The organism is Acinetobacter sp. YH1901134 (genome assembly GCF_013416965.1).
GTDB lineage: Bacteria > Pseudomonadota > Gammaproteobacteria > Pseudomonadales > Moraxellaceae > Acinetobacter > Acinetobacter amyesii.
On sequence record NZ_VPEW01000004.1, the window covers coordinates 181,490 to 199,482 of the forward strand.

General features: G+C 41.9%; 15 protein-coding genes and 1 pseudogene. 10 read left to right on the plus strand and 6 right to left on the minus strand.

Going from position 1 to position 17,993, the window contains the following annotated elements; all coding sequences use genetic code 11:
• Nucleotides 1-12: 12 nt before the first annotated feature.
• From paaC to FTV50_RS04795, 10 genes are all read left to right on the plus strand, one after another.
• Nucleotides 13-768, plus strand: a complete 756-nt coding sequence (paaC, locus tag FTV50_RS04750; RefSeq protein ID WP_078193736.1) for a 1,2-phenylacetyl-CoA epoxidase subunit PaaC — start codon at nt 13-15, stop codon at nt 766-768.
• Between the two features lie 27 nt (nt 769-795).
• Entirely contained in the window at nt 796-1,296 is a 501-nt protein-coding gene (gene paaD / locus FTV50_RS04755) for a 1,2-phenylacetyl-CoA epoxidase subunit PaaD (RefSeq protein WP_180023685.1), read from the plus strand.
• A gap of 61 nt (nt 1,297-1,357) precedes the next feature.
• Entirely contained in the window at nt 1,358-2,416 is a 1,059-nt protein-coding gene (gene paaE, locus FTV50_RS04760) for a 1,2-phenylacetyl-CoA epoxidase subunit PaaE (RefSeq protein WP_180023686.1), read from the plus strand.
• Nucleotides 2,417-2,441: 25 nt separating this feature from the next.
• Nucleotides 2,442-3,212 carry an enoyl-CoA hydratase-related protein gene (locus tag FTV50_RS04765; protein WP_180023988.1) on the plus strand — a complete coding sequence of 257 codons (771 nt, stop codon included), beginning with the start codon at nt 2,442-2,444 and terminating at the stop codon, nt 3,210-3,212.
• Nucleotides 3,212-4,003 (plus strand): 2-(1,2-epoxy-1,2-dihydrophenyl)acetyl-CoA isomerase PaaG, encoded by a 792-nt coding sequence (gene paaG, locus FTV50_RS04770; protein WP_180023687.1) that lies wholly within the window; start codon nt 3,212-3,214, stop codon nt 4,001-4,003. The genes FTV50_RS04765 and paaG overlap by 1 nt, the downstream gene beginning before the upstream one ends.
• Nucleotides 4,004-4,006: 3 nt before the next feature.
• The gene (locus FTV50_RS04775) at nt 4,007-5,554 is read left to right on the plus strand and encodes a 3-hydroxyacyl-CoA dehydrogenase (RefSeq protein WP_180023688.1); all 1,548 of its coding nucleotides are present in this window, start codon (nt 4,007-4,009) and stop codon (nt 5,552-5,554) included.
• 10 nt (nt 5,555-5,564) lie between these two features.
• Nucleotides 5,565-6,785, plus strand: coding sequence for a 3-oxoadipyl-CoA thiolase (pcaF, locus tag FTV50_RS04780; RefSeq protein WP_180023689.1), 1,221 nt, complete (start codon nt 5,565-5,567; stop codon nt 6,783-6,785).
• 46 nt (nt 6,786-6,831) lie between these two features.
• Nucleotides 6,832-8,124 (plus strand): phenylacetate--CoA ligase PaaK, encoded by a 1,293-nt coding sequence (paaK, locus tag FTV50_RS04785; RefSeq protein WP_111884657.1) that lies wholly within the window; start codon nt 6,832-6,834, stop codon nt 8,122-8,124.
• Between the two features lie 57 nt (nt 8,125-8,181).
• Nucleotides 8,182-9,123 carry a PaaX family transcriptional regulator C-terminal domain-containing protein gene (locus FTV50_RS04790; protein ID WP_180023690.1) on the plus strand — a complete coding sequence of 314 codons (942 nt, stop codon included), beginning with the start codon at nt 8,182-8,184 and terminating at the stop codon, nt 9,121-9,123.
• Nucleotides 9,124-9,162: 39 nt separating this feature from the next.
• A complete protein-coding gene (locus FTV50_RS04795; RefSeq protein ID WP_180023691.1) occupies nt 9,163-9,762 on the plus strand; it encodes a gamma carbonic anhydrase family protein in 600 nt (199 codons plus the stop codon).
• 5 nt (nt 9,763-9,767) lie between these two features.
• On the opposite strand, the pseudogene FTV50_RS04800 reads toward FTV50_RS04795, so the two are convergent.
• The 6 genes and pseudogenes from FTV50_RS04800 to FTV50_RS04825 all read right to left on the minus strand — a co-directional run bounded on the left by FTV50_RS04800 (nt 9,768) and on the right by FTV50_RS04825 (nt 17,964).
• Nucleotides 9,768-10,456 (minus strand): annotated as a pseudogene (locus FTV50_RS04800) (cupin domain-containing protein).
• Between the two features lie 1,157 nt (nt 10,457-11,613).
• A complete protein-coding gene (locus FTV50_RS04805) occupies nt 11,614-12,951 on the minus strand; it encodes an MFS transporter (protein ID WP_180023692.1) in 1,338 nt (445 codons plus the stop codon).
• A 205-nt stretch (nt 12,952-13,156) separates the two neighbouring features.
• Nucleotides 13,157-14,182, minus strand: a complete 1,026-nt coding sequence (locus FTV50_RS04810; RefSeq protein WP_180023693.1) for an enoyl-CoA hydratase/isomerase family protein — start codon at nt 14,180-14,182, stop codon at nt 13,157-13,159.
• 23 nt (nt 14,183-14,205) lie between these two features.
• On the minus strand, nt 14,206-14,979 hold the full coding sequence (locus FTV50_RS04815) for an enoyl-CoA hydratase (protein WP_180023694.1): 774 nt from the start codon (nt 14,977-14,979) through the stop codon (nt 14,206-14,208).
• Between the two features lie 80 nt (nt 14,980-15,059).
• On the minus strand, nt 15,060-16,187 hold the full coding sequence (locus FTV50_RS04820) for an acyl-CoA dehydrogenase family protein (protein WP_180023695.1): 1,128 nt from the start codon (nt 16,185-16,187) through the stop codon (nt 15,060-15,062).
• Nucleotides 16,188-16,308: 121 nt separating this feature from the next.
• Nucleotides 16,309-17,964: an AMP-binding protein gene (locus FTV50_RS04825; RefSeq protein WP_180023696.1), complete on the minus strand. Its 1,656-nt coding sequence runs from the start codon at nt 17,962-17,964 to the stop codon at nt 16,309-16,311.
• Nucleotides 17,965-17,993: the final 29 nt, after the last annotated feature.

Sequence of the window (17,993 nt, forward strand, 5' to 3'; positions counted from 1 at the left end):
GAGGATCACAGCATGACCAATAAAGTTTTATCCGAATTTCTATTACACATTGGTGACAGCCAACTGATTTTGTCACATCGTTTAGCAGAGTGGTGTGGGCATGCACCTGAACTTGAGCTTGATATCGCACTTGCGAATATTGGCTTGGACTTATTAGGTCAGGCACGTACTGCGCTTTCACTGGCAGGGAGTATTGAAGGTTTAGGACGTGATGAAGATCGTTTAGCGTACTTCCGAACTGAGCGTGAATATCGCAATTTACTGCTCTGTGAACAACCCAATGGCGATTTTGCACAGACCATCGTACGTCAATGGTTAATGGATCATTATCATGCCTTGTTATTTGCCGCGTTAAGCAATAGCAACAACGCCGAACTGTCTGCCTTTGCGATTAAGTCTCTCAAAGAAGTGAAATATCACCAACGTTTTTCTACAGCTTGGATGGAGCGTTTAAGCCTGGGTACGCAAGAAGCGCATGACAAGGTGCAACATGGTTTAAATCAATTGTGGCGTTTCACCGAAGAGCTATTTGCACTGACTAACGATGAAAAACAATTGGTAGAAGCCGGCATTGTTCCTGACTTAACAATATTACCTGCGAAATGGTTAGAACTGATTCAATCGGAATTAACGCGTTTCGAGCTACAACTACCACAAGAGGGAGCCTACCGTAGCGGAGCCAAGCAAGGTTTGCATACTGAACATTTAGGTTATGTCCTTGCCGAGTTGCAATATTTACAACGCAGCTATCCAGAGATGGTGTGGTAATCACAGCGTTCACAGGGAGTGAGTGACATGAACCGAATTCAACACGTTGAGCAGCAATGTTGGGAGATTTTACAACAGGTGTCTGACCCAGAAATTCCGGTGTTATCGGTCTTGGATTTGGGCATGATTCGTGGTGTAGAACTCAATGCAAGCCAAGAGATTGTGGTGCGTTTGACCCCAACTTATAGCGGTTGTCCTGCCACTGATTTACTCAAAGACGAAATCAAAACAGCGTTGTTGGCGCATGACATTCACCCTGTCAAAGTGGTGGTGGATTTATCTGAGGCATGGACCACGGATTGGATGAGTGAATCAGGTAAAGAAAAGCTACGTGAATACGGTATTGCACCACCACAAGGTTCATCTCATCTGTGTGGTACGCATGTGGCGCTGACGGATGGCGTGGCTTGCCCACATTGTGGCAGTGCACATACACAGCTGTTAAGCGAGTTTAGTTCTACTGCATGTAAAGCCTTATACCGCTGCCAAGACTGCTTAGAACCCTTTGATTACTTTAAATGTATTTAACCTGATGGACATCGATGTGCGCTGAACAGCACAGCAACAAAATAAAAGAAGGATTTTAACAATGAGTCAATTTATTCCCTTAACCATTAAATCAATCCAGCCGCAAACGGAAAATGCCATTTGTATTTCTTTTGCTGTGCAAGATGAACAAGCCTCAGCGTTTCAATATCAACCAGGTCAACACCTGACTATTCGCCATCTCACAGAGCAAGGTGAAATTCGTCGTTGCTATTCGATTTGTAGCGATGTGCAAGAAGATATGAGTATTGCCATTAAAAAAATTGACCAAGGTCAATTTTCAACGTGGGCGAATGAACACCTCAAAGCAGGGGATGTGTTAGAGGTGATGCCACCTCAAGGGGTGTTTTTCCAAAAAGCAGCAAAAGTCGGTGGACAACATTATTTAGGTTTTGCTGCAGGCAGTGGAATTACGCCCATTTTATCCATCGTGAAATCAGTGCTGAATCGTCAGCAAGATGCCACATTTACACTGGTTTATGGCAATCGTTCATGGAAACAAACCATGTTTGCTGAACAAATCATGGATCTTAAAGATCGCTTTCATCAGCGTTTGCAATTGGTGAATATTTTTTCACGTGAATTGAATGACAGCGAGATCTTTAACGGTCGTATTGATGCTGAAAAGCTCCAGCAGTTGGCCAAAGCCGGTTTGATTCGTACAGATACTGATCACTGCTTTGCCTGTGGTCCAGAAGAGATGATGACGGCCGTTGAGGAAATTTTGCCGACGCTAGGGATTGAGCGCAGCAAGATTCATACAGAACGTTTTAATACAGGTACGACTACAAAAGCATCAGCACAACAAGTTGCGCAACGTAGTGAAGAAAAGGTCAACATTATTTTAGATGGTCGTGAGTTGATCATTGAGGTATCAAAACAAGATGACAGTATCCTCGATGCCGCATTACGTGCAGGTGCAGATTTACCTTATGCCTGTAAAGGTGGGGTGTGTGCCACCTGTAAGTGTAAGGTACTTGAAGGTGAAGTCGAAATGGCCATCAACTACAGCCTTGAAGAGGATGAAGTTGCAAGAGGTTATGTCTTGAGCTGCCAAGCCCGTCCAACCACTGCCAATGTACGCTTAAGTTTTGATGAATAACGCTGTGTGGAATGAAAGTATGGACATGCAATATCTCAAAAGTAGTTCTCCAAAAACCGGTGTGGTGCTCATTGAACTGAATCGCCCTGAAAAACGCAATGCCTTAAACAATGCCATATTGCAAGAGCTCGCGGATTATTTAACAACCTTAGATACAGACCGTGAAGTGCGTGCAGTCGTGATTACAGGTCATTCACAATGCTTTGCTGCAGGTGCGGATTTGAATGAGCTTGCCCAACTTGATGTGGTCAGCATTCAACAGGATCAACGACCACAGTTGTGGAAGCGGATTGATGAGTTTTCAAAGCCTTTAATTATGGCCGTCAACGGTTATGCCTTAGGCGCAGGTTTTGAGTTGGCATTGCATGGTGACATTGTGTTGAGTGGTGAAAATGCACAATTTGCTTTACCAGAAATTGGTTTAGGCATGTTGCCCGGGGCAGGTGGAACACAGCGTTTGGCACGATTGGTCGGTCAACAATTGTGTATGCGCTGGGCGATGACAGGTGAAATGATCAGTGCACAGACCGCATTTCAGCACGGGATCAGCAGTCAAATTTGCCCAACAGCTTTAACGGTGCAATATGCCGTTGAATTGGCAGAAAAAATTGCCAAGCAAGCACCCTTGGCGATTCGTGTGATTAAACAGTCGCTAAAAAGTATTCATGAAGTGACCCTAAGCCAGGGTTTAAAACTCGAGCGTCAACATTTTGTGTGGTTGGCAGCAACCCAAGATCGTCAGGAAGGCATTCAAGCTTTCTTAGAAAAAAGACAACCCGCATTTAGAGGTGTGTAATGGATTACCAAACAATTATTGTCGAAGAAAAAAATGCAGTCGGTTATTTAACCTTTAACCGTCCAAAGCAACTTAATAGCTTTAATGAAACTATGCACAAAGAAGTCTCAGGAGTTCTCAAAGCATGGGCAAAAAATGCTGAGATTCGTGCAGTGGTGATTTCTGCGGAAGGTCGAGGTTTTTGTGCAGGACAAGATTTAAGTGACCGCGTGGTTGATCCAAATGCCGATGCACCTGATTTAGGCCGCTCGATTGAAATGTATTATAACCCACTGATCAAACTGATTACTGAAATACCGAAACCAGTGCTGTGTGCAGTGAATGGGGTAGCAGCGGGTGCAGGTGCCAACATTGCTTTGGCGTGTGACATTGTACTGGCTGCAAAATCAGCATCCTTTATTCAAGCCTTTTGTCGTTTAGGTTTAGTTCCAGATTCGGGTGGAACATGGTTTTTGCCACGTTTGGTTGGTCGTGCACAAGCAATGGCTTTGGCTATGCTTGGCGATAAGATTCCTGCTGAGCAAGCACAACAATTGGGCATGATTTGGCAAGTGGTTGAAGACGAAAAACTGAAAGCCGAAGCCAGCAAATTGGCAGAACATTTAGCGACACAACCCACTTATGGTTTGTCATTGATTAAAAAAGCCATTCATGCTGCAGCAGCTAATAGCCTCGATGAGCAATTGATTTTAGAACGTGATTTACAGCGTTTAGCAGGGCGTAGCAGTGACTATCGTGAAGGCGTACAAGCCTTTATGCAAAAACGTACACCACAATATACAGGATGCTAAATCATGGCAGAACTTCACTTACAGCATGCCCCTGTGGCAGTGATTGGTGCCGGTACCATGGGCATCGGCATTGCACAATTGGCGGCCATGCATGGCCATCCGACCCATGTGTATGATGTCGATCCACAACGTGTAGAAAGTGCTTTTGCTGCACTAAAACAGCAATTACAAAAACGTGTAGATGCCGGAAAAATGGCGGCTGATCTCTTGCAACTGACCTTGTCCAATTTAAACGTGGCAGCGGATTTACACGAATTAGCAGACAGCCAACTGATTGTAGAAGCGATTGTAGAAAACAAAGACGTTAAACAAAAGCTATTTCAACAGCTTGCTGATATCTGCTCGCCTGAGACGATCTTTGCATCCAATACATCTTCAATCTCGATTACTGCGATTGCTGCCAATATTCCACATCCAGAACGCGTGGTCGGTTTGCATTTCTTTAACCCAGCACCAGTGATGAAGTTAGTGGAAGTGATTGCAGGCTTAAAAACAGACCCAGCAATTTCTGATGCTTTAGTCAGCTTGATGACAGCATGGAAAAAAGTGCCAGTACGTGCCAAATCCACCCCAGGGTTTATCGTCAATCGTATTGCACGTCCTTATTATGCGGAAGGATTTCGTGCCCTGCAGGAAAATGCGACCACGCCTGAGCAACTTGATTTTATCATGCGTGAATGTGGACGCTTTTCGATGGGGCCGTGTGAGCTGACCGATTTAATTGGCCAAGACATTAACTTTTCTGTCACACAGAGTGTCTATGATGCCTTTTTTGATGAACCGCGTTACCGTCCATCCTTAATTCAAAAAGAATTAGTTGATGCAGGCTGTTTCGGTCGCAAAACTCAACAGGGTTTTTATGACTATCGAACGGAACATTCTAAAAAAGTGTATCAACTCCCTGTGATTTACAGTAAATCACCTGAAAAAATTGAGGTGGTGGTCAAAGGTGATTGGTCACATTCACTGGGTTTAATCGCACTATTGCAACAATCTGCACATATTCATCTGCGTATTGAAGCGGCGCCTACGGCTGAAATTCTCATTGGTGATGTGTCTTTACGTTTATCAATGGGGCAATCTGCCGAGATTGATTATGCAACACAAAAAGTGGTACTGATGGATTGGCATGGCGATTGGTCACAAGCCAAAGCCATTGCAGTTACAGCTTCACCAGCATGTACAGCGATAGATCAAAAAACGATTGAACAGTTGTTTATCGGTCTAAATATTATTCCGATTTGGTCTCAGGATCATCCAGGATTATATGTACTGCGCACTATTGCCATGTTGGTCAATGAAGGATGCGAGGCCGTTTTACATCAAATTGCGTCTGAACAAGACATTGATGCAGCCATGAAATTTGCTGTGAATTATCCTAAAGGACCATTCCAATGGGCACAAGAATTAGGATACAACATTATTTTACAGACTTTGCAAAATCTGTATCGTATTTATGGTGAAGAGCGTTATCGTCCTAATCTATATTTATTAAAAAAAGCGGCACAAGGACATGTGTCAACGCAGCAGCCATTACGCGCTGCCAGTTAAGGATAAAATGATGCAAGACGTATTTATTTTTGATGGGATTCGTACCCCAATTGGGCGCTATGCCGGTGGTTTAAGTAGTATTCGTACAGATGATTTGGCTGCATTGCCGATTCAGTATTTGAAGCAACAACATCCAAATTTGCCTTGGACGGAGGTCGATGAAGTGATTCTCGGCTGTGCCAACCAAGCGGGTGAAGACAATCGTAACGTGGCACGGATGGCAAGCTTGCTTGCCGGTTTACCTGACAGTGTACCTGCCATTACAGTCAATCGTTTATGTGCTTCAGGTCTTGATGCAGTTGGTCTTGCTTCACGTGCGATTAAATCGGGTGAAGCGCAGTTTGTATTAGCGGGTGGGGTGGAAAACATGTCACGTGCGCCCTTTGTTCAATCTAAACCGACGAGTGCATTTAGCCGTACACCTGAAATTTTTGATACCACTATTGGTTGGCGTTTTATCAATCCGCTATTTAAAGCCAATTTTGGCGTCGACAGCATGCCTGAAACTGCTGAAAACGTGGCAGAAAAATACAATATCAGCCGTGCCGATCAAGACCAATTTGCCTACAACAGTCAGCAAAAAGTCGCAAAAGCACAGGCTGAAGGTCGCTTTGAGCGTGAGATTCTACCAGTCGAGATTAAAAGCAAAAAAGGTGTAGTGCGTGTTGCTCTAGATGAACATCCACGTGCAGAAACCACACTAGAGGCTTTAAATGCACTTAAAGCACCATTTCGTAAAGAAGGAGGTTCAGTCACAGCAGGCAATGCATCAGGTGTCAATGATGGTGCTGCATGTTTACTCTTAGGTAATAACGCCTTTGCTGAGCAGCATGGTTTAACTCCCCAAGTGAAAGTTTTAGGGATTGCAAGTGCTGGTGTAGAAGCACGTTATATGGGTATTGGGCCTGTACCTGCAGTGCGTAAAGTTTTAGCACAAACGGGCTTAACTTTAGAGCAAATGGATGTGATTGAACTCAATGAAGCCTTTGCAGCACAAGCTTTAGCTGTGATTCGTGAACTGGGTTTAGCGGATGATGATGCACGTATCAATCCAAATGGTGGTGCCATTGCTTTGGGCCATCCACTTGGCATGAGTGGTACACGTTTAGTCCTTACCGCAATGCATCAACTGAAAATTCAACAAGGAAAATATGCGCTGTGCACCATGTGTGTGGGCGTTGGGCAAGGTGTTGCCTTAATACTCGAAAATATCAATTCAGGATGTAATTGATTGACATAAAACAAGCTGTCGCGATGACTGCGTAAGGAGTAAGACAATGAATAAAAATGCAATGGAACACATCGAAACCGCATCTGTAGATGAATTACGTCAACTGCAAGTTGAGCGTTTAAAAAAGACGCTCAATCATGCTTATCATAATAGCACGGTGTATAAGCAAAAGTTTGATGAAGCAGGTGTACATCCGGATGATTTTAAACATCTTGAGGACTTAGCAAAATTTCCTTTTACCACCAAAAAAGATTTACGTGACAATTATCCATTTGGCATGTTTGCGGTGCCTCAAGAGCAAATTGTGCGCGTACATGCTTCATCGGGAACCACAGGTCAACCGACGGTGGTTGGCTATACCGAACATGACATCAATATCTGGTCGGACGTAGTCGCACGATCGCTGCGTGCTGCAGGGCTAAGCAGTAAAGACACCATTCAAGTGTCGTATGGTTATGGTTTATTTACCGGTGGCTTAGGTGCACATTATGGCGTAGAGCGTTTGGGTGCTACTGTCATTCCAATGTCAGGCGGGCAAACAGACAAACAAGCGCAGTTAATTCACGATTTTAAACCAACAGCACTCATGGTGACACCATCGTATTGCTTGAATATCATTGAAGCCCTTGAGAAAAAGTTTGGTTCAGCCAAAGACTGTTCTATTAAAACCGGTGTATTTGGTGCTGAACCTTGGACCAATGAAATGCGTAAAGAAATTGAAACGCGTTTAGGTATTGATGCCTTAGACATTTATGGCTTATCTGAGGTCATGGGTCCTGGGGTGGCAATGGAATGTTTAGAGTCCAAAGATGGCCCAACCATTTGGGAAGATCATTTCTATCCAGAAATTATCAATCCTGAAACAGGCGAAGTGGTGCAAGATGGTGAGCTGGGTGAATTGGTATTCACGACAATTACCAAAGAAGGCATGCCGGTGATTCGTTATCGTACCCGTGACTTGACACGTTTACTGCCAGGTACAGCACGTACCATGCGTCGTATGGATAAAATTGTCGGTCGCAGTGATGACATGATGATTATTCGTGGTGTGAATGTGTTCCCATCGCAAATTGAAGAGCAAATTTTGCAAATTCCACAATTAATTGCCAATTATCAGATTCATATTTGTAAGCAAGGTCACTTGGATACATTGCATATTCGCACTGAAATGCGTCAAGATAGCAGTCCTCAATTGGCGATGCAGCTTGCAAACCAATTAAAATCACAGATTAAAACCATGGTGGGGATTAGTGTGAGTGTTGAAGTGCTGAATGAAGGGAGTTTACCTCGCTCTGAAGGCAAAGCGCAGCGCGTTTTTGATATTCGACAATCCGCTTAAATGAACATGCCTGACGATAAAGGTCGTCAGGCAATTCAATAGGTAAATGAAAACGCAATGAATCCTAAATTAAAACAAATTATTGATGAGTTTATTCAACGTGAAGCGCTCAGTGGGACTTCATTGGTCATGACCATTTTTGGTGATAGCATTTATCACCGTGGCGGTGTCATCAGTCTTGCGAGCTTAATTCAGCTAATGGACGTATTTGGCTTGAATGAACGTTCAGTGCGTACGGCGGTCTTTCGTTTGGTACAAAATGGCTGGCTCAGTTCAGAGAAAATTGGGCGCACCAGTTATTACCGTATTACGGAAAGTAGTCGTCAGCGTTTTATCATGGCTGATCAGAAAATTTATGGTTTTAGTCATAAAGATTGGGATAAAAAGTGGGACTTAGTGCTCCTTAGCTCAGTTGAACTTGAAAATAAATTGGTCTTAAAGAAAGAGCTTGAATGGTTAGGTTTTGCCAATATAGCGACCAATGTCATGGCGTATCCGGGCTGTGATCAACAAAAGCTGCAAAATTTATTACTCAGTCATCAAATGACTGATCAAGTGGTGGTGTTTCGTGCCGAAACCCTAGAACTTTGGCAAGAATCTTATCCCACCATTAAACGTATGGTGGTTGTGAATTGGCCCATTCAAGAATTACATCAACGCTATGAAAAATTCATTAGTGATTTTCGTGAGTTTTTCTATTTTGTCGAGCAAGATGAAGACATAGATGCTGTCCAAGCCTTTCAAATTCGTATCTTATTGATTCATCAGTTCCGTCGTATTTTACTTAAAGATCCAAATTTACCATTTGAGTTGTTACCGACGGACTGGCTGTCGTTAATTGCACGTAATTTAAGTACCAATTTGTATCAGGCGGTGTTTATGGCAGGCGATGAATTTTTCTTAAATGTTGCACGTACGGCTGAAGGCAGTATGCCGCCCGCACACCCACAGTTTTATAAACGTTTTGGTGGTTTAAAACAGCCAGATTTGAGCTATTAAATTAGCGTTTAATTTAAAATTAACAATAAGGATAGAACAATGCCGTGCTATGCCATTGATGGCGTGATTCCTGTGGTCGATCCTCAGGCTTTTGTACACCCAAGCGCCGTGTTGATTGGCGATGTGATTATTGAGGCAGGGGTTTATATTGGACCTTTTGCTGCCTTACGTGCTGACTTTGGCCGTATTCATATTCAAAAAAATGCCAATGTTCAAGACTCTTGTACCATTCATGGGTTTCCAAACAGTGTGACCTTGGTGGAAGAGTATGGTCATGTTGGTCATGGTGCTATTTTGCATGGCTGTGTGGTACGCAAGAATGCCCTCATTGGCATGAATAGTGTGATTCTCGATGAAGCTGTGATTGGGGAAAATGTGATTATAGGTGCCAACAGTACAGTTAAGGCAAAAGCAGATATTCCTAATAATATGCTGGTATTGGGCAGTCCTGCACGGGTGGTGAGAGCCTTAACCGATCAAGAAATTGCTTGGAAACGTCATGGTACGGCGCAGTACATTGAGTTAACCGAGCGTTGTCTCAACAGTCTGCAAGTGGTAGAACCTTTACCCCATGACACAGCGGAACGTTTAACCTATAAAAATTTTCAGGCAGATCATGTCTTAAAGCAACAGATATAAGCTCTTCACATATTCAATTCATCTGTCCAAACGTCTCTGGCATGTTGTAAATGCCCGCTTTTGATATACAGCGTTGCACCTAATTCGGTGGCGTTTAGATCAATATCATAATCTGAAGGGAAGCGCATCTAGGTTCCCATAGGATATACATGGTGTGCTGAGCTAAGCGCACCTGTAAGGATAAAAATTTCAATGCCATGTTCAGCACTTTCAGCCATGCATTGATTGGGTTTAATTTTTCCAAAAAAGTCTGTTCAACATTTGATTTAAATAAGGAGCAGATTTCTCGGCCTTGCTGAATACGTCAATGCTTTGGGTCATGAGTATTAATGCGTGTTGGAGTCACTTCATGTTCTGTCATTTGTATGAGTTTGACAAAAATTTGGCAACCCATTTCACTCGATACCCGATGGCTAGATTGATGTGGATTACGCATATACCATCCTGCAAGATAGTGTTGATCCTCATTTTCAGTAAATGTTCCAGTTAAGACCAAAAACTCTTCACCAAGGGGGTGCGTATGTTCAGTGAATGGAGTCTGTGGCGAAAATTCAACCACACTGGTTGCGCGCGCTTTTTCTGCACCAATTCGGTCAAGCATCATACGATTGACTTGACCGCCTGGAGATTTGACCCAATGGTAATCTTGCGGAGTGATGATAATTGGTTTTGAAAAATCAGCATGAAGATGCATAACACAATACACGTTTGTAAATTTAAAGAGAAAATAAATGTAACTTTTTCAACAACACTATACGAGTTTAAACAACATCTCAGCAGTTGAATTATTAAGTGAATTGCAGTGCAATGGACTGAAATGGGAAGGAGGGATGTCGGTTGTATGTAAAGGTCAGGGCAGGTCCGAGTAATCACTAGGGCCTTAGTACAAGGAGATACTATGATGATTCATGGCTCAATTTAGCGGTTCAAAAGTATGCTTACACCGCGTAGCAAGATCAGCATTGTGATTATCTATAAACAAAATACCTGTTGCGACTTTAACTTCTCCACAGCGCCCAAAATTTTATAATTTCAAGCCGAAGACGGAATTTCGTACGCGCAGATTGCGACTTTAATAGTCAGGATGTGATATGGACTTACGTTAATTTGCTTTAAAAAGCATATAGTTGCTTGGACTTTTTGGTGATTTTAAAGATCACTCTTATTTACTTTTCAGTCGATGTTACAGTAAAACTTAGAAAGTGCTTCTACAACTTATATTACATCGATCATTTGGTATATTGGTTTTAGACCAAATTATAGCTGGATTGGTTTGCCATGGTTATATACATGGGGTTCTGCTTGTTTCTTAGGAATTGATCAAGATACCAAATATGTGTCAAAGCATATTTTAAAATGTTATCAAATTTTTCAAATATGCTGGGAGGATTGCTTGGCGTTAATATGACGCATAACAAGATGACTCTAGGAAAATAGGGTCATTTTTCGATGTTCTGTTTTAAATCCTAAGAAAAACGTCATGTGACAATTTTTTGGAATCAAAGCATTAAACAAGTGATCAATGTGAGAAAATAAGAATAGTTTTTGTGCCAATTAAAGAATCAGAGAATTAAGTAGCCAGACGGTAGGTCAGTATCATGTTTAGGTTTGCATAATACTTTATTTAACATAATATACATTATACGAAATGCTTCAACTTTATTTACTAAGATGATGATTCACAGCTCTTACACATAAACCGTATTCAAATTGCTATGATCCTAAGCTACGCTAAAAATAAATTTGTCCTGACACAATCCTTAGATAAGAAAAAGCCATAACAATTGTTGCTATGGCTGTTCACATGTATTTCTATATTTAAATCAGTCTTCTGTTTTCCTGATTGTTAATTTAGGAAGATTTCATTTCCTCACTGCTAAATGCTTTTGTCTTTTGCTCTATTTGATCCGGCTTTAAAAATGATGATGCAATAATCGCAATCACTGCAAAGCCTGAAATATAGGCAATAATTAAATTTGGGCTTCCATCACCAATACTTAGCAATTTCGTCGCGATTAATGGTGCTAAACCGCCACCTAGCACGCCTGCAAATTGAACTGAGATTGAAATACCGCTATAACGTATTTCTGCTGGAAATTGGCGCGAAAATAACTGTGACTGCGGCGCATACATCAAAGGAAAAACCACACCAATACCAATCACAATGGCCGTCCAAACCAATACTGGATCTTTAGTATTTAACATCGCAAAAAATGGATAGCTGTATAAAGCCAGTACGCATAAACCAAATCTAAACATGTTTTTTTGCCCAACTTTATCAGACAAATGTCCAAAAATTGGCGTAATAACCATGATGACTGCAGCACCACAAATCGTTGCAAACAAGATATCTTGCCTAGGAATATTTAGCTGTGTGGTGGTATAGGCTAAAGCAAATGTCGATGCCAAATAGAACCAAGCATTTTCAGCAGCTCGAGATAAAATAATCGTAATCAACTGCTTAGGATGATTTTTAAACACTTGTTTTGCTGGAACTTTAATTGTTTCGGTTTGCGCTTTAACTTTTTCAAAGTCTGGCGACTCAGGCACTTTCACACGAATATACCAACCTACAGCCAGTAAAATAATGCTGGCTAAAAATGGTAGACGCCAACCCCAGCTAAATAACGCTTCTTCAGGTAACATTGAGACTAAGCCTAAAGCTACCGAAGCGAGCAATAAACCACCACCTGTACTAGCTTGCGGTAAACTTCCCCAAAAGCCTTTTTTACCCGCTGGCGCATGCTCTACCGCCATGAGGACTGCTCCGCCCCATTCTCCACCCATGGCCATGCCCTGTATAAATCTTAAAATAATTAAACAGACCGTTGCCCAATAACCAATGGTTTCGAAAGTCGGTAACAACCCAATCATCACCGTTGGAATACCCATCAACATTAATGTGACCAATAACATTGATTTACGACCGATTTTATCGCCAAAATGGCCAAAAACAATGCCACCAAGTGGTCGACCAATAAAGCCTACAGCATAGGTAGCAAATGCTGCCAATACGCCCGTTAACGGATCAAGATTTGGGAAAAAAAGTCGATTGAAAATGAGTGCTGCGGCAGCACCATAGATAAAAAAGTCATACCATTCGATGGTTGTACCCACCATGCTGGAAATACCCGCTAAACGATGCGAGGACTTAGCTGGTGGAGCTGTGTTTCCCTGTACATTTTGCATTGTTATCTTCCTTATTCTGCAAGATATTTCTATATTGCATTTTCACGATGCTTGATTTGTATGATGATTTTCTTCTTGAAAATCAATATTTTTCAGATCTTATATATGTTTAATTTACGCTGAGTCACTTGTTCATATCGAATAAGAAATTAAGTATGAATATTGACCAATGGTTTGAACCGTTAAAGTTTTTTTAAAGCACTGATTAAATAGATATTTCTTCCATTATTTTATCTAAAGTCGGACTAGACTGTTGCCACTTTGGCTGTTTGTCTTTATCCACAATTAATGCGCGTACACCTTCAACAATATCCCCATGTTGAAACCAAACATCTTGCAAATGTCGTTCAATTTGCATGCATTGCTTTAGTGAAAACCCACGACCTAAATGCTGGAGTTGTAAACTGATCCTTTTCGCAATTGGAGAGCGTTGTTCCAAGGTATTGCGTATTTTTAACGCCCACGCTTGAGCATCATTATGCTGTTCATTTTCAAGACTATTTTCAATGGCATCAATGCTCTCAAAACCAAAATGCTTACGAATTAAATCTGCATTCTGACTAAGTTCACTTTCCGCTGGTCGAGTAATATATTTCGCAATCAATTGTTCAATATTTTCCTTACTGAGTTGCTTAGAATTTCTTAAATCTTCTTCTAATTGAACAAGTTGCTCACTCGGAACATGGTAGTCAATCAAATCTAGATACAACGCATCGCTAGCACTGATTTGATCGCCCGTAGTTGCCATGTACACACCAATATCATCTAAACGTGATAAAAAGTGTGTCGCAGCCACATCTGGGAAAAATCCAATGGCAGTTTCAGGCATGGCAAATCTAGACTTTTCGCTGCTGACAAGCACATGACATGCTTGGGCTAAGCCAAATCCACCGCCAAGTACATAGCCATCGAGTATGACAATAATGGGTTTTTCATAGGCACGAATGCTATTCAGCATTTCATACTCAGCTTGAAAATAAGCTTGATGATCTTCTTTACCATTCATGTAACTATCATAGAGATAGCGAATATCTCCACCTGCACAAAATGCTTTGGGACTATTTGAGCGAATAAGTACAGCATGAATATTGGTTTGATCAGCCCATAGTGCTAATTGCTGCTGAATGCCTTGGATCATTTCTAAAGACAAGGCATTTAAACTTGCCACGCGATCTAAACTGATTTGGCCTAAATGTCCATGTTCTTCAATCATTAAGTTATTTGTACTCATATCCATATAATCCTTTTTTCTTTTTAATTATTTTTAAAATTGGCTTGGCGCTTTTCAACAAATGCTTGCATGCCTTCTTTTTGGTCTTGAGTGGCAAAAATCGAATGGAATGTTCTACGTTCAAAACGTAAACCTTCTTGCAAACTGACTTCAAATGCACGGTTAATTGACTCTTTGATCATCATGGTTGCGACTACAGATTTTTCGGCTATTTTTTCAGCAGCTTTTAAGGTCTTTTCGACCAACTCCTCTTTAGGGAAGACTTGAGCAACTAAACCACTCTGCTCTGCTTCTACTGCGCCCATTTGTCTCGCAGTCAGACACATTTCCATTGCTTTGGCCTTACCAATAGCAAGCGTTAAGCGCTGTGTCCCACCTATCCCTGGGATTACTCCCAAAGTCACTTCTGGTAAACCGAATTTTGCATTATCGGCACAGTAAATAAAGTCACACATGAGTGCTAACTCACAGCCTCCACCTAACGCATAACCACTGACAGCTGCGATTAGAGGTTTACGGCGCTGAGCAATTCGATCTGCCAGATGAAAAAAATCATCCAAATAAATATTTGGAAAACTCAGTTCAGCCATTTCTTTAATATCTGCACCAGCGGCAAAGGCTTTTTCTGAACCTGTAATAACCATACAGCCAATGGAAGAATCTCTGTCTAAATCATCTAAGCCCAAATTAAGGTCTTGAATTAATGTGCTATTTAACGCATTTAAGGCCTGAGGACGATTTAAAGTAATGAGTCCAACACCCTTGTTCTTTTCGAGTAGAATCGTTTCAAATTGCATGTAATATCCCTATATTTGTTCAATATTTATAAGTAGGCTTCGTCTGAAGCCTTGTCGTTTTAAATGTCTTAATGACCACGTTATAAGCTGCGAGCAATTACTAAACGTTGGATATCACTCGTACCTTCATAGATTTGGCAAATACGTGCATCACGATATATACGCTCTATCGGGAAATCTTTGAGATAGCCATAGCCTCCAAAGACTTGTAACGCTGCGGAGCAAACACGCTCAGCCATTTCAGACGAAAAAAGCTTGGCCATAGACGCTTCATTTAAACAAGATTGTCCTGCTTCTTTTAAACGTGCCGCGTGATATACCAATTGGCGTGCGGCTTCTATTTCTGTTGCCATACTTGCCAATCGAAACGCAACTGCCTGATGTTCAAAAATTGGTTTACCAAAAGTAATACGCTCTTTGGCATATCGGGTTGCTTCTTCTAATGCTGCACGTGCAAGACCAACTGCTTGCGCCGCTATACCAATACGACCGCCTTCTAGATTTGATAAGGCGATTTTCAAACCTTCACCTTCTTTTCCTAACATTAGGCTTTCATGCACTCGCACTTCTGTGAGTGCGATTTGGCAGGTATCTGAGGCATGTAATCCAAGCTTTTCTTCAGTACGAATCACTTCATAACCTGGTGTTTCTCTTGGAACAATAAAAGCACTCATGCCTTTTTTCCCTGCACTTGGGTCAGTCACAGCAAAGACAATAATGACCCCTGCATTATGACCCGAGGTAATAAACTGCTTAGCACCATTAATCACCCATTCATTGCCATCTTTTACTGCACGAGTTTTAATGGCAGCAGCATCTGAACCTGTATGCGGCTCAGTTAATGCAAATGCACCGATCATTTTACCTTGGGCTAAAGGCACTAAATATTTCTGCTTTTGTTCTTCTGTGCCAAATTTAGCAATAGGAACACAGCCTACCGAGTTATGTACACTCATAATGGTTGAGGTTGCCCCATCGGCCGCGGCAATCTCTTCTAAAGCCATAACATAGGCAAGATTACCTGTATCTGAACCACCCCATTCATCTGATACCAGCATGCCCAATAAACCCAGTTCTCCCATCTGCGCTAAAGCCGCTTTGGGAAAGGTACCGTTTTTATCCCATTCAGCCGCTTGAGGTTTAATTTGTTCCTGTGCGAAACTGCGTGCCATGTCCTGAATTAATAATTGTTCTTCGGTAAATTGCATCTTATCTTCCTGTACATCAATCAATTGCTTTCATCCACTTTGAAAATGATTGGAACTGAATGAAAGCTTGATTCCTGATCCTGATTGTTCGGCATTCATTTAGAGTTAATCGTTACGTCATTTAACTTGCATGCTGCGTGGATTGTTTTGCAATCTCTTGATTTCTTAATAAGAAGCGCTGAATTTTTCCGCTTGGAGTTTTCGGTAGTTCTTGAACGAACTCCACCAATCGTGGATAAGCATGTGCGGATAAGCGCTTTTTCACAAATTGCCCTAGCTGCTCTGCTAATTCTTCGGACGCTGTGACATGCTCAGCTAAAATTACAAAAGCTTTTACGATTTCTGTCCGATCTGGATCAGGCACACCAATGACCGCAGCTTCAATCACTGCATCATGCTCAAGTAAAGCGCTTTCTACATCGAATGGCCCGATACGATAACCTGATGTGGTAATCACATCATCATTACGACCAACGAAGCTCATACTGCCATCTGCGTGTAATTCTGCGGTATCACCCGTGAGGTAATAATGCTTTACAAAGGGTGACTTACGACTTTCTTTATAGCCACCAAACCACATCATCGGTGATTGACTAATATCGACAGCCAGTACTCCTGGCGTTCCTGCAGCTAGCTCTTGCCCTTGTTCATCAACAACCGCCACGCGATATCCCGGACTGGCATAACCTGCGACACCTGCGCGAATATCATGTTGTAAACCATGGTGATTACACACCACCATACCAACTTCAGTCTGACCATAATGGTCAAAGATCGGTGCATCGAGGACTTGTTTAAACCAACGGAACACTTCAGGGTTAAGCGGCTCTCCAGCACTACTCACGACTCTAAATTTCCCTTTGAGTTTTGCCATTTGTTCAGGATCAGCCGCCATCATCATTCGATACGCTGTCGGTGCGCCTGCAAGGTTCGTCACCTTGTAGTCATCTACGATCTGACACAAACTATCAATGCTAAAACCACCTTCGTAAAAGAGTGTTGCATGTCCCAGTAAAAGTGGCCCAGTAATTCCGTAATACAAACCATAAGCCCAACCCGGATCGGCAATATTCCAAAACGAATCATCTTCACGTAGCCCTACCGCATTTTTCATATATTGACCAAAAGCGATCAAAGCTTTAAGCGGGACTTCTAAGGGCTTTGCAGGACCTGTAGTACCTGAAGTAAACATCAAAAGAAATGGATCATTGATGCTCTGTAGGACAATTTCACAATCTGTAGACTGTGCGTTTACTTCATCCCAAAAGTTTAAATCTCCCTGTTGAATCCCTTGACCCGCTAGATCTGCAACAGTAACGATTTGAGGACAATGTGCAACTTCATCCAATTTATTGCGATTACCAACATCGCTAATCACTAATTTGCTTTGTGCAAGGTGTAAACGATGTTCAATGGCTTTGGGGCCAAAGGCGGTAAATAGCGGTTGATATACAGCACCTATTCGCCATGCCCCTAAAATCACCACAAGTAATTCAACTGTACGGGGTAATAAACCCGATACACGATCACCCTTTTGCACACCCTGTGACTTTAAAAAATTGGCAAATTGGCTCGACCACTGTTGCAGCTCTGCAAAGGTATATTGTTCTTTCCGCCCATCTTTGCCTTGCCAATACAGTGCAACCTTATCTTGATCAATCGCATGACGGTCGCAGCATTCATAACATGCATTTAATTGCTCTAAAGAGCCTGATAACATTTCTTTGGCAGCATGATTTAAGTCAAATGCCTTTGCAACATCTTGATAATTCGACATCTTCTCTACCTCAGTCTCAATTTATTGTT